The organism is Rickettsia endosymbiont of Ixodes pacificus (genome assembly GCF_000965155.1).
GTDB lineage: Bacteria > Pseudomonadota > Alphaproteobacteria > Rickettsiales > Rickettsiaceae > Rickettsia > Rickettsia tamurae.
On record NZ_LAOP01000001.1, the window covers coordinates 286256 to 310883 of the forward strand.

Genomic DNA, 24628 nt, shown 5'->3' on the forward strand with positions numbered 1-24628 from the left:
ATTTAGCTATCAATCATTATTTACTTCCCAATCAGATTCACAAGAAGAATTTATTATATCGTCATTAATTTTAACAGTACCTCTTAAACAGCCAAAATAACTTTTTTTATTTTCTTTAGTATCAATCTCTAGAGGCACTACCTTAGCAATCGGCAATTTTCTTTTTGTAATAATGAAAGAATTATGTTTACTTTTAACTTGATCAACTAGATTTAAGAAATGCTTTTTAAACTCAGTAGCATATAATTAATATTTACCTTAAATTACTACATGACCATTAACATATGTTATATAGTATTTAGAGTATAGTCATGAAATATAAAAACATCAAATTAAATTTAAAGTTTTTGTATATAAAATATATTGCTTAATCTTTTGAAACTGCTTAAAATTAATTTTTAATTTATGTAAATACTATGACAAAACAAGCTAATAAAATATCCTATGATGAAGTACCTTACTCTCCATTTACTTTCAGTTATACCTCCCCACCGTATTTAAGAACTATCGGTAAGCTATTTGGACTAAACCCTCCGCCTCTTGAAACTGCTAAAGTACTTGATATCGGTTGCGGGGTTGGTGTTAATCTGCTTAACTTTGCTGAAACATATCCTAAATCACAATCTCTAGGTGTTGACTTATCCAAAACACAAATAGAATTAGGTAAAAAAATTACCAGTGATTTAAAAATAAAAAATGCCGAACTAAAGGCATTATCTATATTAGACCTTGATGAGTCATACGGTAAGTTTGATTACATAGTTTGTCACGGCGTATATTCATGGGTACCTGAAGAAGTACAAGATAAAATACTCGAAGTCTGTAATAAACTGCTAAATCCGAACGGCATAGCTTTTGTAAGCTATAATACGCTCCCGGGCTGGAATATGCAGAGAACAATACGTGAAATGATGATGTTCCATTCAGAGCTATTTAATACTAGCCACGATAAATTACAGCAAGCTAGATTACTTTTAAAGTTCATCAATGACTCATTAGAAAGCTCCACAACGCCTTATTCTAATTTCTTACGAGATGAAACAAAATTATTATCTGCATATACGGACTCATATGTATTACATGAATATTTAGGCGAAATTAATACAGGTACATATTTTCACCAATTCATAGAAAAAGCTCAAAAAAATCATCTAAATTACTTAGGTGATACGTCGCTTACTGCAATGTTTATCGGTAATTTACCTACTAAGGCAGCAGAAAAGCTACAAGCCGTTAATGATATTGTTCGTACTGAGCAATATATGGATTTTATCACTAATAGAAAGTTCCGCTCGACATTATTATGTCATCAAAACATGCCTATAAACAGAAAAATTGAATTTAATAATTTAAAAGAGTTTTTTACTAGCCTTAATATTAGACCGGTAACTCTAGAAAAAGATGTTGATTTAACTAACCAACAGGAAAATGTTAGCTTCTATTACGAAAATTTACCTGATCCTTTTATTTCAACCACTTCACCGATCATGAAAGCTATTTTATATGTATATACTGAAAATATTAGCAATCCGATAAGCTTAGAACAAGTAGCAAAAGAAACTTTAAAAAAGCTCGGTAAATATCAATTACAAGATTTCTTAGCTGCACTAGAGCAACATTTTATCAAATTCATTTTTCAAGGTTATCTCAAAATATTTGAGACCAAACCGCATGCTATAGCAACTATCACCGAAAAACCTAAAACTAGTGAATTTGCAAGATATCAAGCAAAACAAGCACATTTTAATAATGCAACTAACGTGTTTAGCGTCACTAATAGACTTAACGATATGGTAGGTATACCTATACATGAAAAATATATTTTAGAAATGTTAGACGGTACACATAATATTGATGATATTAAGAAAGGCATTCTTGAAAAAATTAATTCAAAACTTTTAACTGCTCGTGATGATAAAGGACAGGAAGTAACAGATCCAAAATTGTTAAAAGAATTTGTTGACTATGTAGTGACTGCATCCCTTGAGAAATTCCGGATGAACTATCTGTTAGTAGGGTAAGTTAGTATGGCTTTGTAGGGATTGCAAATAGGTATTGTTGCACAGGTCGAAAAACGCACTCGGCGTCATCCCGTGGCTTGACCACGGGATCCAAAAACCACTTAAAGTATTAATAATTTTAGTACTTTTAGCTGGATCCCGCGATCAACTCGCGGGATGACAACAGAAAGCTTAGCCACGCAACAACACTTTAGATAATGTCAAAACTTACGCTACTAATTTTTCACGCAATACTTCAACTAACTTATTAATTGCTTCGGTTGGGTGGATGTTTTCAAGGATAGCAAGCTCACCTGCAAGTCTATTTAAAGCTGATTCGTAGAGTGTTCTTTCACTGTAAGAACGATCATTATCAACATTTTTATGTAAGTCCCGTAATACTTCGGCTATGGCTACAATATTACCTGAGTTAATTTTGCCTTCATATTCTTGTGCTCTTCTACTCCACATTCTATTTCCTTGCTTTGGTTTACCTTGAAGAGTTGAATATATGACATCTAAATCTTTTCTGCTTGCAACCGCTCTAAGCCCAACAACCGCAGCTCTACTAACAGGCACTTTTAATGTCATTTTATCCTGCGAAAAGGAAATTACATATACTTTAATTTCAGTACCTGCAATAGTATGATATTCAATATTTGTTATTTCACCAACTCCATGTGCAGGATAGACAATTCTCTGCCCTATTTTAAACTCAGATTTTTGTTCGGTTTTATGTTCGGATTGTGTTGTATTTGCCATTATTAATTCCTCCGTAGTGGTTTTAGTGCCTAAGAACTTAATGTTAGACTATTATTTTCTATAGCATAGCACATTTTGCTTCTATTATAAAGTAGATATTTTTATTGAAATAAAATTGATACGATCTATATTGTAGATAATATTAATAGTTAAAGGAATAAATATGCGAAGTATTTTTATTGTACTAATATTTTTATTATTTTTGAGTAGCTGTTCAGAAGAAAAAGCACAAGATAAGAACCATGAGGAAAAACAAATAATAGAGCAAGAAACTCTGCAAAATAACGAAACTTCTAAAGAAACGAATCAGGAAGCCGTAAATTCTGAAAATACGGCTGAATCGATAGTTCCTGCTAATGATAATAATCAGACTGATGAAGTATCAACGCCGGCTTCACAAGAACAAAAAAATCCTGAAATAAAACCTGTTAAAGTCACTTTTAAAGTTGATAATAATGATATGGTTCTCGGTAACAAAAAATCAAATGTTATAGTAGTCGAGTATTTTTCTCCTACCTGTCCGCATTGTGCTTATTATCATCAAACAATTTTTCCGGAACTTAAGAAAAAATATATCGATACTAACAAAATTGCATATGTGACTCGTGAATTTATTGCTACTAAGCAAGATTTAGATGCTGCAATCTTAGCCCGCTGCAAGGGCGATATAGATAGCTTTGTACAATTTCATAATATCATATTAAAAAAACAAGATAAATGGGCTTATAGCAATAAATACAGAGAATTATTAACCGATATAGGTCAGCTCGGAGGTGTTTCTCCGGAAGAATATAAGCAATGTTTAAATAGTGATAAAATTACTGAAACACTAATTGCTAATACTAATTTTGTAGCAAAAGCACCAAAATTTATAGGTACCCCTTCTTTCTTTGTTAACGGAGTACAAACCGGAAATTATAGTATAGATAATATTTCCACAGCAGTTGATAAAGCTTTAGAGGAGCAGAAAGAAAAAGCAAAAAATGAAATGAGCTTGTAATTTAGATCGTCATTGCGTCATTGCGAGCAGTCGTAGACTGCACGGCAATCTCGTCAAATATCCTGAGATTGCTTCGTCGACGCCTATGGCGTCTTCTCGCAATGACGGAGATAAACTAATGAATACGGAAAAACTAAAAGATATCAAAGCAAGAATTAAAGACTTAAAAACTCCTAAGTTTTCTAATCCTAAAATTCGGCAAGAAATTAGCCCGTTCACTATCGCTGTAGATTTAGTTTCAGGTACAATGGTAGGTGTCGTAATTGGAATATTTACAGATAAGTTTTTTAATTCTAAACCTTTATTTCTTATTATATTTACAATAATAGGAATGATTGCCGGCTTTAACATTATAAGGCAAAAAGTAAATAATAAAAAGTAAGGAAATGACTCATAGCCCTTTAGCACAATTTAATATCAAAAAATTAATAGACATCAAAATGTTCGGTTTTGACGTCAGCTTTACTAATTCGAGTATCTATATGTTACTTGCTAGCATCCTAGCTCTAACTTATTTTTACTTAGCTTTTTATAACCGGAAATTAGTACCTTCTAGATTACAAGTGAGTGCTGAAATAGTTTATAATCTTGTAGCTGATATGTTAAATCAGAATATAGGAGTAAAAGGACGTAAATTTATTCCGTTAGTTTTTAGTTTATTTATTTTTATTTTATTCTGTAATTTACTTGGTATGACACCTTATAGCTTTACTGCTACTAGTCATATTATCGTTACTTTTACCTTGGCAATTCTAGTATTTTTAACGGTAACTATAGTCGGTTTTGTAAAACACGGCTTACGTTTTTTAACTCTTTTTTCACCGCACGGTACTCCTTTATGGTTAGCACCGTTGATAATAGTAATTGAACTATTTACATATTTAGCAAGACCGGTTAGTTTATCATTGCGACTTGCCGCTAATATGATGGCGGGACATGTTTTATTAAAAGTAATAGCCGGTTTTACCGTTTCATTAATGATTTACTTGAAATTTCTGCCAATCCCTCTTATGGTGATACTAATTGGGTTTGAAATTTTTGTTGCAATACTTCAAGCTTATATTTTTACTATTTTATCTTGTATGTATCTTAATGATGTTATTAATTTACACTAATTGTTATTTTGATTAATTAAAAGTTAGGTTTTTTATGGACATGGTTTCTTTAAAATTTATTGGTATAGGGCTTATGGCTATCGGCATGTACGGTGCAGCTCTAGGCGTTAGTAATATATTTAGCTCTCTACTTAGTTCAATAGCACGAAACCCTTCAGCTGCAGAAAACTTACAAAGAATGGCTCTGATCGGTGCAGGTCTTGCTGAAGCAATGGGGCTTTTTTCCTTTGTAATTGCTATGTTACTTATTTTTTCTTAAAATTCATTTTTAAATAAGATGCCTCAATTTGATACTGCTACCTATTATTCACAAATTTTTTGGCTTATCGTTACTTTCGGCTTATTGTATATCTTTGTTTATAAATTTATAACTCCAAAAGCCGAAGAAATTTTTAATAATAGACAGACAAATATTCAAGATAATATTACGCAAGCCGATACATTGACCATAGAAGTAGAAAAGCTAAATAAATATTATAACGAGGAAATAGACAAAACAAATACTGAAATAGATAGGCTAAAAAAAGAAAAAATAGACTCTTTAGAATCAGAATTTTTAATTAAAAAAAAGAATCTAGAGCAAGATTTAAAAAACTCTATAAATCAAAATATTGAAGATATAAATTTAGCTGCTAAGCAATTTAGAACTAATAAAAGTGAAGCAATCATAAAACTTGCCGTTAATATTATTGAAAAAATAGCCGGAACTAAAGTAGATATGAATTTACTACAAAATATAAAAGTAAAATAATGAATTTCCTAGATGAGAGCTTTTGGCTTGCCGTTAGTTTTGTAATTTTTGTATATTTAATTTATAGACCGGCAAAAAAAGCCATTTTAAATTCTTTAGATGCTAAGATTTTAGAAGTCCAAGAAAAAGTTCTAAAAGCTGAAAAGTTAAAAGAAGATGCTGCTTTGCTCTTTGAACAAACCAATGTACAGATAAAGAAATTAGAAACTTTACGCTCTCAAATGATAGAAGAAAGCAATGAAGTTACAAAAAAAATCATTCAAGAAAAAACTAAAGAAATTGAAGAATTTTTAGAGCATAAAAAATTTGATGCTATACAGTTAATTCAAAACCAAAAATTAACCGCAAGTAAGGAATTACAAGATGAATTTTGTGATAAAGTGATAAAGCTTGTTTCCGAATATTTTCAATCAGCTAAGCTTTCAGAAAGCAACATTGCTAAAAATTTAATGGATAAATCTGATTTTCCTCATGATAAGGATAAAGCTACATAGCCACATTAACCACTAGCTAGCAATTTATTTAAAATTGCTTCATCATTAACACATAATCGTAATATTGAGCCGTCAATAAAATATTCAGGATGTTCATTTGTTATCTTGTTTGTTAATTCAGGATAGGCTCTAACAAATTCTTTTACACAAAGGAAGTTTTTGCTAAGGCTGTTAATCGCTCCTAAGCAAATCACTTCAAAACATAACATTTTAGCTATTTCTATATTTTCAGATAAAACTCCTAGTTGTTTTGCTAAATATCTATCGCCTAAATAGCCTTTCACCCCCCAATTTCCTAAAATTGAGAACTTACTATTCCATTTATCTTAGCACTAATATATATTTTATTTAAAACGTTCTTTTGTATTTTTTGTTTAATTTCTAATGTATAGCTAGACCATAGTAAATAGGTACATACTATGCTAATATATATGTTATAAATGATAATAAATAAATTATGGCAAGCAGTTACAGTTACGATTTAAGAATGAAACTATTCAAAGCTCTAGATGATGGGCTCTCAATTGTTAAAGCATGTAAAATATTCAATATAGGTCGTAACACTATATATAGATGGAAAACTCTTAAATGGGAAACAGGAGATATAAAAGCAAAACCTTATGGTCCAGCAAAGGGTTATAATGCAAAAATAAATCTCAAAGAATTTGAAGAATTAATTATCAATAATCATGATAAAACAGCTAAAGAATTAAGTATTATACTAGGTAATAGATTACAAAGAACTAGAATAAATTACTATAGAAAACTACTAGGGTACACTTATAAAAAAAAGTCATCTTCATCCCAGAAGGGATATTGGTTTAAGGAATGAATTTATAGAAAAGATACAGCAAATTTCTAAAGAAACTCTAGTATTCATTGATGAGTCAGGAATAGAAGATAATGCTTGTAGAGAATATGGATGGAGTATAAAAGGTACTAGATGTTATGGAAACAAAGTGTATCAACATAAATCCAGGATCAGTATGATAGCGGGGCTTCGTAATAATCAAATTATAGCGCCAGTAATATTTGAAGGAAATTGTAATAAAGAAATATTTACAACCTATGTAGAGACTATATTAACTAAAGAATTACATCCTGGACAAACAGTAATTATGGATAATATCAACTTCCATAAGAATAATATAATAAGAGAATTAATCGAGTCGGTTGGGTGCAGAATTTTATTCTTACCTACATATAGCCCAGACTTAAATCCTATAGAACATTATTGGTTTAAGATTAAGAACGAAATAAGAAAAGTTACGGGGCAATTCAAGATATCAGTATGGCTGTAGAACACGTACTAAAGTTTATTTAACTGTACCTATTTACTATGGTCTAGCTATACTTTATCTATACTTAAATTGTAAACCTTCAGATTTGATCTGACATATTAAGATTGAAATTAGACGAGTTTGTGGGTATGTAGATAACTAAGGAGTTATCTATCATATCCACGAACTAAATATAAAACTCAATTAATAGGAACAATATGTCAAATTATGATCAAAAAATAATCAAACCTAAATTAGGATTATTAGAACTTGCAAAACAACTAGGTAGTGTTAGTACTGCGTGTAAAGTAATGGGCTATTCAAGAGATAGCTTTTACCGTTTCAAGGAACTATATGAGATGGGCGGAGAAGCGGCTCTTGTGGATATGAGTCGTAAGAAACCTATAGTAAAGAATCGTGTATCAGAACATATAGAACAAGCAGTAATAAATCTTGCTATAGAGAATCCTGCTCTTGGTCAGCTTCGTGCGAGCCAAGCACTAATAAAGCAAGGTATTATAGTGTCATCCAGTGGTGTACGTTCTATCTGGCTACGCAACGATCTTGAAACTCTAAAGAAACGACTCAAAGCTTTAGAAGCTAAATCTGCACAGGACGGTATCTTACTGACAGAAGAGCAGATATCTGCTTTAAAAAAAGCAAAACAAATTAAAGAGGCTCATGGAGAAATTGATACTCAGCATCCCGGTTATCTTGGTGCACAAGACACCTATTATGTCGGTAATATGAAAGGAGTAGGTAGAATATACCAACAAACCTTTATTGACACTTATTCTAGAGTGGCTATTTGCAAACTCTATACTGATAAATCTGCAATAACATCCGCTGATATTTTAAATGATAAGGTAATACCTTTCTTTAATAATCATGATGTACCACTACTGAGAATCCTTACAGATAGAGGAACGGAATATTGTGGTAAGGTAGAACATCATGCTTTTGAGTTATATTTGGCTATAGAAAATATTGATCATACTAAAACTAAGGCACGTTCTCCTCAAACTAATGGAATATGCGAAAGATTACATAGAACTTTAAAAGATGAATTTTATGATATAGCTTTCCGTAAAAAGATTTATAGCTCATTAGAGGATTTACAGATTGACTTAGATCAATATTTAAACAAATATAACAATACTAGACCGCATTCTGGAAAGTTCTGTTATGGAAAAACTCCTATGCAAACTTTCAAGGATAGCATTAAAATTGCTCAAGATAAGTCTATTAATTCTTACTTATCTGACAGCACTTTTGCTGCTTAATCAATCTCTACCTGTCAGATCAAGTGTACCGGGCTGTTGAAAAAATCAACAAGGTTGCAAATACTTTAATATTTTTTTATCTTTAATAGCAGTAGATAAAAAAACCAAAAAATAATTTTAAGTATCCGTTTAAAATTTTGTACTATCGCAATCATCAGTATTTGAATCTGTGTTTTCTGTACACTTCTAAATTTTGCTCCTCGTAAACCATGATTCTCCTTAGCTTCACCAAATAGACCTTCTATTTTCCACTTTCTCTCAATTAGTTTTTTCTTAAAATCAATTCTATTCTGTCTGACCTTTACCTCATCTATTTCATCCTGATAAGGATTACGATAAATAAATCGTCCTCTATTACTATAATTATCAGAAATACAACCTGATTTTAGAGAGCAATTTTTACAATGCCCTCCTGTAATACGATAACGTTTTATTTGTTTTTTATCTAATTTATCATACGGATAAAGATAATGTCCCTGTGGACACTTATATCTATCCTGTTCTCTATCATATTGAAATTCCCCCCTACTTATTTTTCCTTCACCAAGATTATCTACATGTAAAGGTATATAAGTTGTAATTCCAAGTAATTTAAAATATCCATAGGTTGGACCTCTACCATAACCTTTGTCTGCTATCCATTCTTTTACTCTAAAAGAAAAATTATTTAATATATTCCAAACTCTACTTGGAAGTACAATACACTCATGTTGTGATCCTGTACTTACATAACAATCTATTATAATACGTGAATCTGAATCAATTGAGTAGTGGGTCTTATAACATAGCTTTTTATAACCATTAGTTCTTGATACAAGACTACAATCAGGATCTGTCCTACTGACATGAGTTTGATTAGATATTTTCCTTACTTTTTTCCCTTCTCGGAAATCATGATAACGACGTTCATATTTTTTTAATTCTCTCTTTTGTGAATCACCTTGATCTTTTCTTAATATTAGGCTATTCATAGAGGCATTAGATTCAACTAAAGAGGCATCTGAAATAATTGTTTCTCCTTTTATAATATCTAGTTCATACCATTGCTTAATCAAGCTTATAAATATTTCTTGAAATAGTTCTACCCCAAATCTATCTCTTATCCTACTTAATGATGAATGATCCGGTACTTTATCCTCTAAACTTAAACCACAAAACCACCTATATGCTATATTTAACTGAATTTCTTTACATAATCGTCTATTTGACTTTATACCATATAAGTAACTTATTATTTGCATCCTAAAAAATAATACAGGATCAATTGATGGACGTCCGTAATTAGCACAATAACGATTCTTAGTTATTTCATAGATAAAAGAAAACTCTAATTCTTTAGCTTCATGAATCCTCACTAATAAATGATCATTAGGTATCATGTGCCTTAAGCTAAGGCTATTACATCTCACACTTTGATCAAGCTTATAACCCTGCATCTTTACACCTTCATTTAAGCATAAAAATACAGCTTATTCCTTAGATTAACTCTTTTCTACTTCTTTTTATAACTTTTTCAACAGCCCGTGTACGGGCTGTTGAAAAAATCAACAAGGTTGCAAATACTTTAATATTTTTTTATCTTTAATAGCAGTAGATAAAAAAACCAAAAAATAATTTTAAGTATCCGTTTAAAATTTTGTACTATCGCAATCATCAGTATTTGAATCTGTGTTTTCTGTACACTTCTAAATTTTGCTCCTCGTAAACCATGATTCTCCTTAGCTTCACCAAATAGACCTTCTATTTTCCACTTTCTCTCAATTAGTTTTTTCTTAAAATCAATTCTATTCTGTCTGACCTTTACCTCATCTATTTCATCCTGATAAGGATTACGATAAATAAATCGTCCTCTATTACTATAATTATCAGAAATACAACCTGATTTTAGAGAGCAATTTTTACAATGCCCTCCTGTAATACGATAACGTTTTATTTGTTTTTTATCTAATTTATCATACGGATAAAGATAATGTCCCTGTGGACACTTATATCTATCCTGTTCTCTATCATATTGAAATTCCCCCTACTTATTTTTCCTTCACCAAGATTATCTACATGTAAAGGTATATAAGTTGTAATTCCAAGTAATTTAAAATATCCATAGGTTGGACCTCTACCATAACCTTTGTCTGCTATCCATTCTTTTACTCTAAAAGAAAAATTATTTAATATATTCCAAACTCTACTTGGAAGTACAATACACTCATGTTGTGATCCTGTACTTACATAACAATCTATTATAATACGTGAATCTGAATCAATTGAGTAGTGGGTCTTATAACATAGCTTTTTATAACCATTAGTTCTTGATACAAGACTACAATCAGGATCTGTCCTACTGACATGAGTTTGATTAGATATTTTCCTTACTTTTTTCCCTTCTCGGAAATCATGATAACGACGTTCATATTTTTTTAATTCTCTCTTTTGTGAATCACCTTGATCTTTTCTTAATATTAGGCTATTCATAGAGGCATTAGATTCAACTAAAGAGGCATCTGAAATAATTGTTTCTCCTTTTATAATATCTAGTTCATACCATTGCTTAATCAAGCTTATAAATATTTCTTGAAATAGTTCTACCCCAAATCTATCTCTTATCCTACTTAATGATGAATGATCCGGTACTTTATCCTCTAAACTTAAACCACAAAACCACCTATATGCTATATTTAACTGAATTTCTTTACATAATCGTCTATTTGACTTTATACCATATAAGTAACTTATTATTTGCATCCTAAAAAATAATACAGGATCAATTGATGGACGTCCGTAATTAGCACAATAACGATTCTTAGTTATTTCATAGATAAAAGAAAACTCTAATTCTTTAGCTTCATGAATCCTCACTAATAAATGATCATTAGGTATCATGTGCCTTAAGCTAAGGCTATTACATCTCACACTTTGATCAAGCTTATAACCCTGCATCTTTACACCTTCATTTAAGCATAAAAATACAGCTTATTCCTTAGATTAACTCTTTTCTACTTCTTTTTATAACTTTTTCAACAGCCCGTACACTTGATCTGACAGGTAGAGATTGATTAAGCAGCAAAAGTGCTGTCAGATAAGTAAGAATTAATAGACTTATCTTGAGCAATTTTAATGCTATCCTTGAAAGTTTGCATAGGAGTTTTTCCATAACAGAACTTTCCAGAATGCGGTCTAGTATTGTTATATTTGTTTAAATATTGATCTAAGTCAATCTGTAAATCCTCTAATGAGCTATAAATCTTTTTACGGAAAGCTATATCATAAAATTCATCTTTTAAAGTTCTATGTAATCTTTCGCATATTCCATTAGTTTGAGGAGAACGTGCCTTAGTTTTAGTATGATCAATATTTTCTATAGCCAAATATAACTCAAAAGCATGATGTTCTACCTTACCACAATATTCCGTTCCTCTATCTGTAAGGATTCTCAGTAGTGGTACATCATGATTATTAAAGAAAGGTATTACCTTATCATTTAAAATATCAGCGGATGTTATTGCAGATTTATCAGTATAGAGTTTGCAAATAGCCACTCTAGAATAAGTGTCAATAAAGGTTTGTTGGTATATTCTACCTACTCCTTTCATATTACCGACATAATAGGTGTCTTGTGCACCAAGATAACCGGGATGCTGAGTATCAATTTCTCCATGAGCCTCTTTAATTTGTTTTGCTTTTTTTAAAGCAGATATCTGCTCTTCTGTCAGTAAGATACCGTCCTGTGCAGATTTAGCTTCTAAAGCTTTGAGTCGTTTCTTTAGAGTTTCAAGATCGTTGCGTAGCCAGATAGAACGTACACCACTGGATGACACTATAATACCTTGCTTTATTAGTGCTTGGCTCGCACGAAGCTGACCAAGAGCAGGATTCTCTATAGCAAGATTTATTACTGCTTGTTCTATATGTTCTGATACACGATTCTTTACTATAGGTTTCTTACGACTCATATCCACAAGAGCCGCTTCTCCGCCCATCTCATATAGTTCCTTGAAACGGTAAAAGCTATCTCTTGAATAGCCCATTACTTTACACGCAGTACTAACACTACCTAGTTGTTTTGCAAGTTCTAATAATCCTAATTTAGGTTTGATTATTTTTTGATCATAATTTGACATATTGTTCCTATTAATTGAGTTTTATATTTAGTTCGTGGATATGATAGATAACTCCTTAGTTATCTACATACCCACAAACTCGTCTAATTTCAATCTTAATATGTCAGATCAAATCTGAAGGTTTACAATTTAAGTATAGATAAAGTATAGCTAGACCATAGTAAATAGGTACAGTTAAATAAACTTTAGTACGTGTTCTACAGCCATACTGATATCTTGAATTGCCCCGTAACTTTTCTTATTTCGTTCTTAATCTTAAACCAATAATGTTCTATAGGATTTAAGTCTGGGCTATATGTAGGTAAGAATAAAATTCTGCACCCAACCGACTCGATTAATTCTCTTATTATATTATTCTTATGGAAGTTGATATTATCCATAATTACTGTTTGTCCAGGATGTAATTCTTTAGTTAATATAGTCTCTACATAGGTTGTAAATATTTCTTTATTACAATTTCCTTCAAATATTACTGGCGCTATAATTTGATTATTACGAAGCCCCGCTATCATACTGATCCTGGATTTATGTTGATACACTTTGTTTCCATAACATCTAGTACCTTTTATACTCCATCCATATTCTCTACAAGCATTATCTTCTATTCCTGACTCATCAATGAATACTAGAGTTTCTTTAGAAATTTGCTGTATCTTTTCTATAAATTCATTCCTTAAACCAATATCCCTTCTGGGATGAAGATGACTTTTTTTTATAAGTGTACCCTAGTAGTTTTCTATAGTAATTTATTCTAGTTCTTTGTAATCTATTACCTAGTATAATACTTAATTCTTTAGCTGTTTTATCATGATTATTGATAATTAATTCTTCAAATTCTTTGAGATTTATTTTTGCATTATAACCCTTTGCTGGACCATAAGGTTTTGCTTTTATATCTCCTGTTTCCCATTTAAGAGTTTTCCATCTATATATAGTGTTACGACCTATATTGAATATTTTACATGCTTTAACAATTGAGAGCCCATCATCTAGAGCTTTGAATAGTTTCATTCTTAAATCGTAACTGTAACTGCTTGCCATAATTTATTTATTATCATTTATAACATATATATTAGCATAGTATGTACCTATTTACTATGGTCTAGCTATATTACCGATAAAATTATTATTTTGGATTTTAGCGGCTATTTCCTCTAACTGCGGAAGCGTTAAATGTAGATTGCTAAAATCTAGATGAACAAATGAAGGGGTATTCTTTTCTAGACACGCTATAATTGTTTGATAATCACTTGTATTAACTGGATTTTTTGAAGAAAACACATCTGCTTTCATAAATATACTTCATAAAATTTTATTGGTTGTATTATATAGCTCTAATTGAACTGAACTTTGCGTTTTCAACCAAACTTTTTGAAGCATTATAAATTAAAAGTTATTATTTTCAACTATTATTTTTATTCTGAATTTAAAATTAGATTATTTGAGATAATGAATTTATAGGAAAATATAGAATGGTGACCCCTACGGGACTCGAACCCGTGTTCCCACCGTGAAAGGGTGATGTCCTAACCGCTAGACGAAGGGGCCTTCTTAAAGTAGGCAAATAGATATATTAGTCATATGACCACGGTATGACAGTAAGTTAGAAGTTTTATACAACAACTTTGCAAATATTGCAAGTATAAAAATTATAGGTTTACCTTAAACTTAACACTACCTTGATGACTTCTATAATGTTTATTTAGATAATAATTATAATCCAAAGAAATAGTAGTATTCTTGATACTGCCTATAATACCCGTTCCTAAATTATAGGATGTTTTCGGTTGCTTCGGTATTAGATAATCCTGTTTGAATGTATTATCAAATATTTTAACAACTCTATTTATTCTTTGGGTTTTCTCTTTAAAATTATGTTCTACCGCTCCTTGGAATGTTAGACCTAAATTATTAAATTTTAGAGCATCTTTTAAAGGTACTTTGACTTTAGTACCGACAATTCCGGACAATATATTATTCTCTTTCATTGTAAGAGCTATTTCTTGTACGTTAATACCGGTTTCATTATATACCCCGTCTCGTGACTTCCCGTATCTTAAGCCGATATTTGGAGTAATAACGAGCTTGTTCTGCAAAAGATAATTATAATTCAGTAATGCTTCTGCATTATAACTATGATTGCGATGTTTTACATTACTTCTAATTTTAGTATCACCATATGAATAAGTTGTCTTATCTTTAATAAAGTTTTTAGAAGCAGATACTAAAGCTTGTAGTGCAAAATTCCTCGGTAATTCTTTTTGTCCGTAAATAGAAACTACATGGCTATTAATAAGTTCTTTATCATTATTTTTACTATTTTTAAATTTAAATACTGAATGAACATTACTATAAGCTATACCTAGAATATTATTGTCGATTTCAACGTCAAACCCAATAGTAGCACCTTTGTTAGTACCTCTATAACCGGTCATATTGTCAACGCGTCCATGATTATTAGTGCCGTACATACCACGCATCCACAAACCTCTTTTTATACGAGACTCTTCTTCATCACCGGCTCCTACTGCTACCATATTATTAGACATATTCATAGATGCATCTAATCTGTTACGAATCATATTATTTACAATAGTATTAACAACTTTCGCTTGATTTAAAGTAGGAGCGTTTTCTGAAATTTGCGTTTGCATTTCTTTTTTTGCTTTCTGTTCAAGAGGAACAGCCGTATCAACTTCCGTTATTTTAAGGTTACCCCCATCGGAATCGGATAATTGCTCTATTGTTTCTTCTTCCTCTTCAAATCCTGAATCATAACTTTCCTCATCTTCTTCATCTTCGCTACCGTCACTTAATGCTAATGCATACTCATTACTTGATACAGGTAATAAAGATAATTTTCCACTTACGTCTGTTACTTCTGTGTCTTCTTGTTCTTCATCTCCTGTAGGTAAGGTAGATTCTGATTTACCATCCGACACTAACATTTCTTGTAACAATGACTGAGCAAGAATGTCTTCAGCTTCTTCGCTTGTATACTTCTCTAGAAGTAACGAAGAAATTTTTTCATCATGCTCTTGTAATAGTGCATTTATTGCTAAAAGCATGTTTTCATCTAATTCCTCTACATCCTGTATACGATCACTTATATAAGCCATTGCTTCTTTAATATGATTAAGTTCCTCACTTCTAGAACTTGAGCCAGGCAATTCTTCTATTTTTTGTATTTTATTGCTTAATACTCTTATATAGGTATCTACATAATCTTTATCATTTTCTATTTCCTGTAAAGCTAAATTAAGTGATTTTTGTTGTGAAGGACTGGTTGTTTGCAGTATTTCGGTTCTCTTTGCATCTAAAAGGCTTATAAGCTGAGCTGCCTTTTTTGTTAATCCACTATCTACACTTAAACTAGACTCCTTATGATGCTCATTTCCCCAACCTGAATAAAATCCGGCATCTTCATCTGTTTCTTTACCTAAAGTGCCGTTTGATAAGCTCCCCAAGCCTGAATCCATACTTTTAGGGTCCTCTATTTCTTGACTCGACAACATTACTGTATAAGGTTGCTGCTGAACTTTTGTTGACACTAAGTATCCATCTTCATCCTCCAGTTGTTCACCTAAAATTCTCTGAACCCCACGACTTAATGGCATGGTTGGCTTTGCTTTTGGCGGCTGCTTATAAGTAGAACCGGTAGAACTATTATAAACAACAGAAGTTAATAACTTTAGATTTTCCTCTATCTTATTTAATTGTTCAGAATAACCATTCATTTTATCTTGCATGGCTCGTAATGCCGTTCTACTTGTTTCTTTTTTCGCACTAGCAGCTACTTCTTTAGCTTTATCTGCTGCCGTTTTTATAGCTTTTTCTTGTTTCTTTATTTCTGATAACTGCTTTTGTGCTTCTTGTTTTTTCTTTTTATCTTTTATATTTCCTACTCTTGTTTCCAATTCTTCCAACTTTTTCGGCAGTATTTCACTATAACCACTCATTGTTGACTGCATTAACTGCATTTTTTTTGCAATATCTTCCCTGATTTCTACTATATCTCTTGCTTTTTCTTTTCTTTTCTTTTCTCTTTCTGTTCTTTGCTTATCCTCTGCTTGCCGCTGTTTTTTTGTTTTTTCTGCAGCAATATGTTGTTGATTTCCTAATACATCTTGCTGAGCCTCATTAATTCTTGCTTGCTGTGCTTGAAACGCGCTAACTTTGGTTGACGCCGTTGTAACCGGAACTGTTCTCTGCGATTTTATCGAAACTTTATTTACTGGAATATCTATTTTTTCTATTTTCTGAAATAACGTATCTGCTTCACTGTTTCTACTTACTAACTCTTTTTTAAGTTTTTCTATTTCTTTATTATTTTTTCCTACTTTTATCGTATCTTTATCAGATTCATGTTTATTTTTTATTCCTCCTTTCTTTTTGTTCCAATCGCTTAGACTCGTATTTGCTTCATCTAATGCTATTATTTTTTGTCCTATCCTTTCAGCTTCTGACTTTAGTTTTTTTGCTGTTTTTTGTGATGAAGTTAGCTGCGTATGCAACTTCTGCAATGGTTTTTTATTTTTTTTACCTGTAGTATCTTTAATAGCCTGTGTTACTTCAGCTAACTTGATTCCTATCGTCTCATTAACTCGTGATATATTACTTACCATTCCTGCTGCAATTTCAGTACTGCTTTTTTTTATAGGCAACGGTACAGGTGTTATCGGTCTCGGAGGAACCGTTGGTTTACTAAGTTGTACTATCTGTTGCGGCTCGCTACTAAACGATAGTTTTTGTACTACCTTTGAGCTTGTACTTGGTGGTGTATTAACTCCTACACTATCATTTGGTTTAGAATCTGGAGTAGGCTGATACGGAGTCGCCGGTGTTGATGGAGTACTAGGTGCCGTAGTATAATGTTCCGGTGATGTCAGGGTAGTACTTGGCATATTAGGTGCAGTGACAAAGCTATTTGAAGCTGGACTAACAGTAGGCGAAGATGCTGTTATTATAATCTCTGGTTTTTGAGGCGTTTGCTCTGTCGGTTCAGAAGTATAAGTATTTTGACTTCGTTCTGTTTTTTCACTGTCTACAAATGTTTTGCTTCTATTAGGTGGTCGTACTTTTCTTGCTTTTCCGACATCAGACTTACTACGTGCTATCTTTTTATAATGATCCTCTACAGGAACATCTTTTAATGGATTAGATGCCTTAGGTTTGTTAAATATTTCCATTTCTCTTATTTCAGATGGAGTATATGTGTTCGGTTCCGGTACAATTACTGTTCCTATCTGCTGCGGGGTATTTGTCGTATCTTTGTTTCCGTTTAATTGTGACAAGTTATTCAACAATTTATTACCGAGGTCGATACGAAATGCTTCTTTACTCATCGCCATACTCTCAAAAGGTATTGCAATTATTGCTCCTACTGAAATAGAGGCAAGCAGAGAATATTTTAAAAATCTTGATTTTTTTAGTAAATTTTGTTCTGTTAACTTATTCATTACAAATATCTCAATTTAAATTAAAATTTTATATACATAAACGTTAGGCATTGTAATGAATAAGTTAATAAAAAGCAATATATAAGTTAATTTATCTTAACTATAATTACAGGAGAATTTTGTTCTAATTATTGAAAATATAACAGATATGACGTATAATGCATTTTTAACTTTTGATAGAAAATGCTACAATATTTTAAAATAACTTTGGAAGCAGAGTATAATAATTTAAATATTTGGTATTTTATTAGTTTTATTTACGGTATTATTGTTTATTTTTCGCTTGATTTTGAGCTTTCATTTACAACAATTTTTTTCATTTTTTGTGTTTGCCTAATATTAACTTTTACTAGAAATTCTAATGTATTTTTACAGTTTACTTACTGGACTAATTGGTTTGGACAGAAAGATAGTGCGGTGTTACCCTTAGAGGATAATATTTTCATAACTAATCACGGACAGAAAATTGTCATTAACAAAAATAATCATTGTGAGAAAGCCGAAATTCATATTAATCTCAATTATAAATCTAAATGCCGCGGGAGCTTAATAACGATTAATAAAGATTTTTTTAAAAAAAGCCCTGTTATACTTATCTTTTGCAATAAAAAGGAATGTACGGTAAAATCTTAGTACCGGACTGTTTTTGTTCTATGTCATTCCCGCTTCCGCGGGAATGACATAAACGAGCCATACAACAAGGTCCAGCTTTTAGCTAGGATGACATCAAAGTCTTTTTAAAAACTATCCGATACTATAGGTAAAACCAAGTAATGCAAGTTATACATAAAACATTAAAAATCCCCTCAAAAGGATATAGAAAAATCTTGAGTCTCTTAAATGAAAAAGGACAAGCAAGACTTATAGGCGGCTGCGTACGTGATGCGTTACTAGATCTCTTGCATAACGAAGCTAATAAAGAGGAATTTGAAGGAGACACGGAACGCAGAACCGCAGCGTACATAGACGTACGTGAGGATTCGAGTACTGGATCGACGTACAAATTACCTTTAGAAGCAAGTTATCCAAGAGATCTACTTGAGAAAGATAGCTATGATATAGATATAGCTACTAATTTGATACCTAGTGAAGTAACAAATATTTTATCTGGAGCTAAAATAAAAACTATTCCGACCGGTTTAAAATCTGGCACGATTACGGCTATTTTAAATAATGAAAAATTTGAGATCACGACTCTTAGAAAAGATATCGAATGTAACGGTAGACATGCCAAAGTAGTATTCACCAACGATTTTGCTGAAGATGCCGCAAGACGAGATTTTACTATTAATGCTTTAAGCTATTGTCCCTTTAAGAACGAGATATATGATTATTTTGAAGGGTTTAAGGATTTGCAGCAGGAAAAGGTTGTATTTATAGGGGAAGCTCTAGATAGAATTAAAGAAGATTATTTGCGAATTCTACGCTTTTTTCGGTTTTCTAGCTATTATGCGAATCAGCTTGATGATGGCAGCTTTAAAGCATGTAAAGCTTTAAAAGACGGCTTAAAAACTTTATCACGAGAACGAATAAAAAGCGAAATGGATAAAATTATTGTTTCAAAAAGAGCAGCACAAATTTTAAAAGCTATGTTTGAAATAGGAATATTAGAACTAATATTCTCTATCCAAAATTATGAAATAAAATTTTTTGAGCAGGCAAATGATTTTAAATTAGAATTAGCTACTCGATATGCACTCTTATTATATTGTCAAAAAGATTTAAATTTAAAGGTCTTTCTAGATTGGAAATTCTCAAGACATGAAGCAATGCAAATATTATCAATAACGAACTTTCTGAATGAAGCTAAATTTAACATAAAGAAAATTTGGTTTGAAAAAAAGAATTATAAGGAATATTTATTAGCAGCTAGCATAATCGGTAAATTAAATCATTCACAAGCAAAAGAATTTATCCTTAAATATGATGCGTTATTACGTCCTAAATTCCAAGTAAACGGTAATGATTTGTTAAATATGAATATAGAAAAAAAAGAGATAGGAGCAAAACTAGAATATCTAAAAAATTTTTGGATAGAGCAGGATTTCAAACCTAGTAAATTGGAGTTGTTGGAGAAATTATGAGAGCTAGTATGTCAAACCGTCATTGCGAGGAGGCATTGTTGCGTGGACCGGTAAAACCCACTGTGTCAAGCCACGGGGTGACACAGTGGGTTTTACCGGTCCACGCAACAATGCCTCCTCGCAATGACATAAAAGTTAAAATTTTAATCATATTATATCTACTATTCTTCAGCCTTACTAGCTATGCTAAGCCTAAGATAGTTGTAAGTATTACGCCAATTAGTAGTATTGTTTCGATGCTTGTTAAAGATAAAGCGGATATTGAGAGCTTAGCTATTAGTAGTGACTGCCCGCATCATTATAATTTAAAACCTAGTGATTTAGTAAAAGTTAAAAATGCCGATATAGCAATTTATATTAATGAACAATTTGACGGTTTTGCCGAGAAATTAATTGATAATCATAGCAAAAACATTATCAAAATCAGTGATATTAAATCTTTAACCACTATAAAAGATAATTGGCATATTTGGCTTGATCTTAATAATGCCGCGATTTTACTACAAGAATTTGCACGAATATTTAGCGAAAATTTTCCTGAGCTACAAGAAGATATTAATAATAACCTTTTTGCAGCACTTAAAGAATTAAACAAACTACAAGAAATTAAAAATAACGAGCTTGCAACGATAAAAGACGTAATTTTATTAAGTGACAGTAGCGAGTATTTTTTTATTAATACTAATATTAAAACTGCAAAATTATATAGCGAAAGTCAAAAAAGCCTCCGATATATAAGCAAGCTAGAAGATTTAATTAAAGAGTCTAATAACAAATGTCTTATTTTAAGTAACGAACAAAATTCACGATTATACGATAAATTAAACGCTAAAATAATAATATTAAATAGCGAAAACTGGAATGTTCAGAATATTAATTCAAGCACTTTTCAGAACCAATATTTACAAATGATTGATCAAGTTAAAAAATGCATACACTAAATAGCAAAGAAGAGACAAAAAAACTTGCAAAGCTTTTAGCACAAAGCTTAAAACCAAATGATATAGTTTTATTTAACGGTGACCTTGGAGCAGGTAAAACATTTTTTTGTCGTGAAATTATTAAATATTTTTGCGGTGAAAATACAAGCATTATAAGCCCGACTTTTAACTTACTGCAAACATATCAAGTTCCTAATTTCACCATAGTCAATTCAGACTCGTTTGATGACAGGCGTGGGGAGCGAAGCCTATATACTAATAGGCGAGACGACGAGCAACGAAGCAGTAAACGTGGATCAATTGACTATATTTATCATTATGATCTTTATCGTCTAAAATCACCTGAAGAAATTTATGAACTTGGATTTGAAGAAGCATTAAACGGTAATTTAATTTTAATAGAATGGTATGAAATTATTAAGCACCTACTATCCCCGCCTTTAATCGAAGTAAATCTAGAAGTATTAGACGAAAACAAACGTTTGTGTAGCATTATAACAAATTCACAAGAATCTTCCCTTATTGATTTTTTACAAAATTCTCCGCTATTCGGTACAAAACTTGATATTCAAAGAGATAAAAGTCCTACTAGAAAAGTTAAGTTATAATTATGAACTATTTAATTTTTATTTTAAATAATTTATAAACTTCTCCATCATTTCTTTTTCCTATAAGAAAGATATATGTTTTAATTTTATCTTTTTGATAAATTATTCTAAATTCTCCTACATCAACTCTATAGTATAGCTAGACCATAGTAAATAGGTACATACTATGCTAATATATATGTTATAAATGATAATAAATAAATTATGGCAAGCAGTTACAGTTACGATTTAAGAATGAAACTATTCAAAGCTCTAGATGATGGGCTCTCAATTGTTAAAGCATGTAAAATATTCAATATAGGTCGTAACACTATATATAGATGGAAAACTCTTAAATGGGAAACAGGAGATATAAAAGCAAAACCTTATGGTCCAGCAAAGGGTTATAATGCAAAAATAAATCTCAAAGAATTTGAAGAATTAATTATCAATAATCATGATAAAACAGCTAAAGAATTAAGTATTATACTAGGTAATAGATTACAAAGAACTAGAATAAATTACTATAGAAAACTACTAGGGTACACTTATAAAAAAAAGTCATCTTCATCCCAGAAGGGATATTGGTTTAAGGAATGAATTTATAGAAAAGATACAGCAAATTTCTAAAGAAACTCTAGTATTCATTGATGAGTCAGGAATAGAAGATAATGCTTGTAGAGAATATGGATGGAGTATAAAAGGTACTAGATGTTATGGAAACAAAGTGTATCAACATAAATCCAGGATCAGTATGATAGCGGGGCTTCGTAATAATCAAATTATAGCGCCAGTAATATTTGAAGGAAATTGTAATAAAGAAATATTTACAACCTATGTAGAGACTATATTAACTAAAGAATTACATCCTGGACAAACAGTAATTATGGATAATATCAACTTCCATAAGAATAATATAATAAGAGAATTAATCGAGTCGGTTGGGTGCAGAATTTTATTCTTACCTACATATAGCCCAGACTTAAATCCTATAGAACATTATTGGTTTAAGATTAAGAACGAAATAAGAAAAGTTACGGGGCAATTCAAAGATATCAGTATGGCTGTAGAACACGTACTAAAGTTTATTTAACTGTACCTATTTACTATGGTCTAGCTATATGTTAAACCTTTTAAAAGCTTACTATCATTAGGGTGGTTTATTAATTCACACAATTCTTTAATCTTAATTGCTATTTGCCGTGCTTGCTTCGTATCTAACTTTTCAATAAACTTTTGTGAACTTTTTGATAATATTAAAGTCATATTTATTCCTTTAATATCTTATTTAAAAAATCCTTACTCTCTTCCTCTGATAAAAAACCGCTTTTACTCACATTTTTTGCTTGCATTGCCCAATACATATCTTCAAGCTGATTAAATTTCTCATATTCTTCATGTGATATAAGAACAACTGTGGGTTTACCGTATTTATTTATAATTACCGGTGATTTTACTGCTTGATTCATCAACTCCCCAAAATGATTTTGAGCTTCTTTACTACTAATACTTTTCATATTGTTACTTTATTTAGTTTGTATAATTATTATATTAGCTATAATAGCTATTATCAATATGATAACTACTAATTATTAATATCTAACTAATCAATTGTCATGTAATAAAAATGCCTTTTCAATAGGAAGTAATTTTAATTCCGGTAACATCGGCATAATTAAATTTATTCCGGCTTTTTCGTTACTATTACCGTGTACCAATATAAAAGAACCATTTTGAACTTTTTCGCCTTTAGCAAGCCATGCCTTACTGCCAAGCGGGATAAATCCCAAATCTTTTAGTTTTTCTATTAATGTTTGATCAGAAACTAATCCAGGGAAACGAAAGAAAGGCGACGGAGCAATATTATAACTTACTAATATTTTCCCTGCTTCTAATACTTCATTTTCAAAATCATCTTTATTGGAAAGAAGGAAATTATCTTCAAGAGGTTTATCTTTAAAATAAGGATGACTAAACGAATGATTAACCCATGTTATTTGTAAATAACCGTTTTCTTGTTGCTTTATTAGCCACAAAAACTCCTCTTGATGTTTATTAATCCATAATCCTGAAATACATATAGCAATCGGAATAGGTTTATTTAGTTTGATCGATAATTCTACGAGCTTTTTAAAAAAATCTTCTTCAAAGCTTTTGGAAGAAGTACACATATCAATCGTAAGAAATTGACCTTTTACTTTATACATGCTACTCGTAGCACCGTAATTTTGTTGTACAGCGTCATTCACAAAGCTTGACACAGGCGAATTTTTCGAGTTAAGTCTTTGCTCACGTACTATTGCTCCGCAGACTTACTCTTAAATTCATCCTGTGTCAAGCTTTGTGAATGACGCTGTATAAAGCTATATTTATTTAAAACTTTAATATACGGAGTTTTATTTAATTTTTTTAGAAGATTTTCTTTTTCTATTTTATTCGTAGGTAAAATTACCAGCTCTTGTAGGGCTATTTCAGTTTTAAAAGAATTCGGATCTACTAAAACGAAATATGATTTTTCATTATTTAAATAAGAACGAATAGCGATTTTTATTTTTTTATTCTCAGCAATTACAGGCAAAAATACCGGTTTATAATCAGTTATAATCGCTGCTTTTTCATCCGCATAACTTAAATTAAAAAACAATATTATAAAAATAAAACTTAAAATATTTCTCATTACTACCCATTCAAGCATTGTTACGTGGATCAAAAAATGCGTTCTAGGTCATGGCTTGACCACGGTATCCAGAAAAATAA

The 24628-nt window shown here is 31.1% G+C and carries 24 protein-coding genes, 1 tRNA gene and 4 pseudogenes; 15 read left to right on the top strand and 14 right to left on the bottom strand.

The features are described 5' to 3' along the window. Positions 1-9: 9 nt before the first annotated feature. Positions 10-228 (bottom strand): annotated as a pseudogene (locus REIP_RS12115) (type II toxin-antitoxin system Phd/YefM family antitoxin); the annotation flags it as partial. A 188-nt stretch (positions 229-416) separates the two neighbouring features. Between REIP_RS12115 and REIP_RS01660 the strand changes: the two are divergent. Continuing rightward, a complete protein-coding gene (locus tag REIP_RS01660) occupies positions 417-2021 on the top strand; it encodes a methyltransferase regulatory domain-containing protein (protein WP_045803654.1) in 1605 nt (534 codons plus the stop codon). Positions 2022-2058: 37 nt separating this feature from the next. Then, positions 2059-2181, top strand: a complete 123-nt coding sequence (locus tag REIP_RS13115) for a hypothetical protein (RefSeq protein WP_269429002.1) — start codon at positions 2059-2061, stop codon at positions 2179-2181. Between the two features lie 47 nt (positions 2182-2228). Here the strand turns inward: REIP_RS13115 and REIP_RS01665 are convergent, their stop codons facing one another. After that, positions 2229-2762 carry a CarD family transcriptional regulator gene (locus tag REIP_RS01665; protein ID WP_008581156.1) on the bottom strand — a complete coding sequence of 178 codons (534 nt, stop codon included), beginning with the start codon at positions 2760-2762 and terminating at the stop codon, positions 2229-2231. Between the two features lie 163 nt (positions 2763-2925). Between REIP_RS01665 and REIP_RS01670 the strand changes: the two genes are divergently transcribed. From REIP_RS01670 to REIP_RS01695, 6 genes are all read left to right on the top strand, one after another. Beyond that, positions 2926-3762, top strand: a complete 837-nt coding sequence (locus REIP_RS01670) for a DsbA family protein (RefSeq protein WP_045803655.1) — start codon at positions 2926-2928, stop codon at positions 3760-3762. Between the two features lie 118 nt (positions 3763-3880). After that, positions 3881-4144 carry an AtpZ/AtpI family protein gene (locus tag REIP_RS01675; protein WP_014365153.1) on the top strand — a complete coding sequence of 88 codons (264 nt, stop codon included), beginning with the start codon at positions 3881-3883 and terminating at the stop codon, positions 4142-4144. A 4-nt stretch (positions 4145-4148) separates the two neighbouring features. Further along, the gene (locus REIP_RS01680) at positions 4149-4877 is read left to right on the top strand and encodes a F0F1 ATP synthase subunit A (protein WP_045803656.1); all 729 of its coding nucleotides are present in this window, start codon (positions 4149-4151) and stop codon (positions 4875-4877) included. Between the two features lie 34 nt (positions 4878-4911). Further along, on the top strand, positions 4912-5136 hold the full coding sequence (locus tag REIP_RS01685) for a F0F1 ATP synthase subunit C (protein ID WP_010420727.1): 225 nt from the start codon (positions 4912-4914) through the stop codon (positions 5134-5136). Between the two features lie 18 nt (positions 5137-5154). Continuing rightward, complete coding sequence (locus REIP_RS01690; RefSeq protein WP_045803657.1) at positions 5155-5628, top strand: ATP F0F1 synthase subunit B'; 474 nt, start codon at positions 5155-5157, stop codon at positions 5626-5628. Further along, on the top strand, positions 5628-6122 hold the full coding sequence (locus REIP_RS01695) for a F0F1 ATP synthase subunit B (RefSeq protein ID WP_045803658.1): 495 nt from the start codon (positions 5628-5630) through the stop codon (positions 6120-6122). Before REIP_RS01690 ends, REIP_RS01695 begins: the two co-directional genes overlap by 1 nt. A 5-nt stretch (positions 6123-6127) precedes the next feature. Here REIP_RS01695 and REIP_RS01700 read toward each other — a convergent pair whose 3' ends face one another. Next, positions 6128-6406 carry a hypothetical protein gene (locus REIP_RS01700; protein WP_231569162.1) on the bottom strand — a complete coding sequence of 93 codons (279 nt, stop codon included), beginning with the start codon at positions 6404-6406 and terminating at the stop codon, positions 6128-6130. 173 nt (positions 6407-6579) lie between these two features. Between REIP_RS01700 and REIP_RS08980 the strand changes: the two are divergent. Next, a pseudogene (locus REIP_RS08980) lies at positions 6580-7446 on the top strand (IS630 family transposase). Positions 7447-7620: 174 nt separating this feature from the next. Beyond that, the gene (locus REIP_RS01715; RefSeq protein WP_045803566.1) at positions 7621-8685 is read left to right on the top strand and encodes an IS481 family transposase; all 1065 of its coding nucleotides are present in this window, start codon (positions 7621-7623) and stop codon (positions 8683-8685) included. Between the two features lie 65 nt (positions 8686-8750). Here the strand turns inward: REIP_RS01715 and REIP_RS01720 are convergent, their stop codons facing one another. The 8 genes and pseudogenes from REIP_RS01720 to REIP_RS01755 form a co-directional block, all read right to left on the bottom strand. After that, positions 8751-10064: a transposase gene (locus tag REIP_RS01720; protein ID WP_172686766.1), complete on the bottom strand. Its 1314-nt coding sequence runs from the start codon at positions 10062-10064 to the stop codon at positions 8751-8753. 185 nt (positions 10065-10249) lie between these two features. Then, positions 10250-10618 carry a transposase gene (locus tag REIP_RS13560; RefSeq protein ID WP_410525696.1) on the bottom strand — a complete coding sequence of 123 codons (369 nt, stop codon included), beginning with the start codon at positions 10616-10618 and terminating at the stop codon, positions 10250-10252. A gap of 11 nt (positions 10619-10629) precedes the next feature. Further along, positions 10630-11562 (bottom strand): transposase, encoded by a 933-nt coding sequence (locus REIP_RS01725; protein WP_197069182.1) that lies wholly within the window; start codon positions 11560-11562, stop codon positions 10630-10632. A gap of 173 nt (positions 11563-11735) precedes the next feature. After that, positions 11736-12800 (bottom strand): IS481 family transposase, encoded by a 1065-nt coding sequence (locus REIP_RS01730; RefSeq protein ID WP_045803566.1) that lies wholly within the window; start codon positions 12798-12800, stop codon positions 11736-11738. A gap of 174 nt (positions 12801-12974) precedes the next feature. Beyond that, positions 12975-13841: pseudogene (locus tag REIP_RS08990) on the bottom strand (IS630 family transposase). A 54-nt stretch (positions 13842-13895) separates the two neighbouring features. Next, the gene (locus tag REIP_RS01745; protein ID WP_045803660.1) at positions 13896-14093 is read right to left on the bottom strand and encodes a hypothetical protein; all 198 of its coding nucleotides are present in this window, start codon (positions 14091-14093) and stop codon (positions 13896-13898) included. A gap of 180 nt (positions 14094-14273) precedes the next feature. Next, a tRNA-Glu gene (locus REIP_RS01750) sits at positions 14274-14348 on the bottom strand. Between the two features lie 101 nt (positions 14349-14449). Beyond that, a complete protein-coding gene (locus tag REIP_RS01755) occupies positions 14450-18259 on the bottom strand; it encodes an autotransporter domain-containing protein (protein WP_045803661.1) in 3810 nt (1269 codons plus the stop codon). Between the two features lie 183 nt (positions 18260-18442). On the opposite strand from REIP_RS01755, the gene REIP_RS12125 reads away from it, so the two are divergent. The 5 genes from REIP_RS12125 (at position 18443) to REIP_RS09005 (ending at position 22964) form a co-directional block, all read left to right on the top strand. After that, positions 18443-18892 (top strand): hypothetical protein, encoded by a 450-nt coding sequence (locus tag REIP_RS12125; protein ID WP_045803662.1) that lies wholly within the window; start codon positions 18443-18445, stop codon positions 18890-18892. Between the two features lie 140 nt (positions 18893-19032). Continuing rightward, a complete protein-coding gene (locus tag REIP_RS01765) occupies positions 19033-20343 on the top strand; it encodes a palindromic element RPE1 domain-containing protein (protein WP_045803663.1) in 1311 nt (436 codons plus the stop codon). Between the two features lie 110 nt (positions 20344-20453). Then, positions 20454-21284, top strand: coding sequence for a metal ABC transporter solute-binding protein, Zn/Mn family (locus REIP_RS01770; RefSeq protein ID WP_410525697.1), 831 nt, complete (start codon positions 20454-20456; stop codon positions 21282-21284). Next, positions 21272-21892, top strand: coding sequence for a tRNA (adenosine(37)-N6)-threonylcarbamoyltransferase complex ATPase subunit type 1 TsaE (tsaE, locus tag REIP_RS01775; protein ID WP_045803665.1), 621 nt, complete (start codon positions 21272-21274; stop codon positions 21890-21892). The genes REIP_RS01770 and tsaE overlap by 13 nt, the downstream gene beginning before the upstream one ends. Positions 21893-22096: 204 nt before the next feature. After that, positions 22097-22964 (top strand): IS630 family transposase gene (locus tag REIP_RS09005; RefSeq protein WP_156147374.1). Its coding sequence is split into 2 segments (ribosomal slippage): positions 22097-22423 and positions 22425-22964, totalling 867 coding nucleotides; the frame shifts between segments, so codons are not numbered across the junction. Between the two features lie 20 nt (positions 22965-22984). Here the strand turns inward: REIP_RS09005 and REIP_RS01790 are convergent. The 3 genes and pseudogenes from REIP_RS01790 to REIP_RS08380 form a co-directional block, all read right to left on the bottom strand. After that, positions 22985-23137 (bottom strand): type II toxin-antitoxin system RelE family toxin, encoded by a 153-nt coding sequence (locus tag REIP_RS01790; RefSeq protein ID WP_231569163.1) that lies wholly within the window; start codon positions 23135-23137, stop codon positions 22985-22987. Between the two features lie 2 nt (positions 23138-23139). After that, entirely contained in the window at positions 23140-23388 is a 249-nt protein-coding gene (locus REIP_RS01795; RefSeq protein WP_082068201.1) for a type II toxin-antitoxin system Phd/YefM family antitoxin, read from the bottom strand. Between the two features lie 90 nt (positions 23389-23478). Then, positions 23479-24548, bottom strand: a pseudogene (locus REIP_RS08380) (palindromic element RPE3 domain-containing protein). Positions 24549-24628: the final 80 nt, after the last annotated feature.

Excerpts from the sequence above, each read along its gene's own strand:
- REIP_RS01660 (WP_045803654.1), top strand. The coding sequence starts at position 417 with ATGACAAAACAAGCTAATAAAATATCCTATGATGAAGTACCTTACTCT.
- REIP_RS01665 (WP_008581156.1), bottom strand. The coding sequence starts at position 2,762 with ATGGCAAATACAACACAATCCGAACATAAAACCGAACAAAAATCTGAG.
- REIP_RS01670 (WP_045803655.1), top strand. The coding sequence starts at position 2,926 with ATGCGAAGTATTTTTATTGTACTAATATTTTTATTATTTTTGAGTAGC.
- REIP_RS01675 (WP_014365153.1), top strand. The coding sequence starts at position 3,881 with ATGAATACGGAAAAACTAAAAGATATCAAAGCAAGAATTAAAGACTTA.
- REIP_RS01680 (WP_045803656.1), top strand. The coding sequence starts at position 4,149 with ATGACTCATAGCCCTTTAGCACAATTTAATATCAAAAAATTAATAGAC.
- REIP_RS01685 (WP_010420727.1), top strand. The coding sequence starts at position 4,912 with ATGGACATGGTTTCTTTAAAATTTATTGGTATAGGGCTTATGGCTATC.
- REIP_RS01690 (WP_045803657.1), top strand. The coding sequence starts at position 5,155 with ATGCCTCAATTTGATACTGCTACCTATTATTCACAAATTTTTTGGCTT.
- REIP_RS01695 (WP_045803658.1), top strand. The coding sequence starts at position 5,628 with ATGAATTTCCTAGATGAGAGCTTTTGGCTTGCCGTTAGTTTTGTAATT.
- REIP_RS01715 (WP_045803566.1), top strand. The coding sequence starts at position 7,621 with ATGTCAAATTATGATCAAAAAATAATCAAACCTAAATTAGGATTATTA.
- REIP_RS01720 (WP_172686766.1), bottom strand. The coding sequence starts at position 10,064 with ATGATACCTAATGATCATTTATTAGTGAGGATTCATGAAGCTAAAGAA.
- REIP_RS01725 (WP_197069182.1), bottom strand. The coding sequence starts at position 11,562 with ATGATACCTAATGATCATTTATTAGTGAGGATTCATGAAGCTAAAGAA.
- REIP_RS01730 (WP_045803566.1), bottom strand. The coding sequence starts at position 12,800 with ATGTCAAATTATGATCAAAAAATAATCAAACCTAAATTAGGATTATTA.
- REIP_RS01745 (WP_045803660.1), bottom strand. The coding sequence starts at position 14,093 with ATGAAAGCAGATGTGTTTTCTTCAAAAAATCCAGTTAATACAAGTGAT.
- REIP_RS01755 (WP_045803661.1), bottom strand. The coding sequence starts at position 18,259 with ATGAATAAGTTAACAGAACAAAATTTACTAAAAAAATCAAGATTTTTA.
- REIP_RS12125 (WP_045803662.1), top strand. The coding sequence starts at position 18,443 with ATGCTACAATATTTTAAAATAACTTTGGAAGCAGAGTATAATAATTTA.
- REIP_RS01765 (WP_045803663.1), top strand. The coding sequence starts at position 19,033 with ATGCAAGTTATACATAAAACATTAAAAATCCCCTCAAAAGGATATAGA.
- REIP_RS01770 (WP_410525697.1), top strand. The coding sequence starts at position 20,454 with ATGCCTCCTCGCAATGACATAAAAGTTAAAATTTTAATCATATTATAT.
- tsaE (WP_045803665.1), top strand. The coding sequence starts at position 21,272 with ATGCATACACTAAATAGCAAAGAAGAGACAAAAAAACTTGCAAAGCTT.
- REIP_RS01790 (WP_231569163.1), bottom strand. The coding sequence starts at position 23,137 with ATGACTTTAATATTATCAAAAAGTTCACAAAAGTTTATTGAAAAGTTA.
- REIP_RS01795 (WP_082068201.1), bottom strand. The coding sequence starts at position 23,388 with ATGAAAAGTATTAGTAGTAAAGAAGCTCAAAATCATTTTGGGGAGTTG.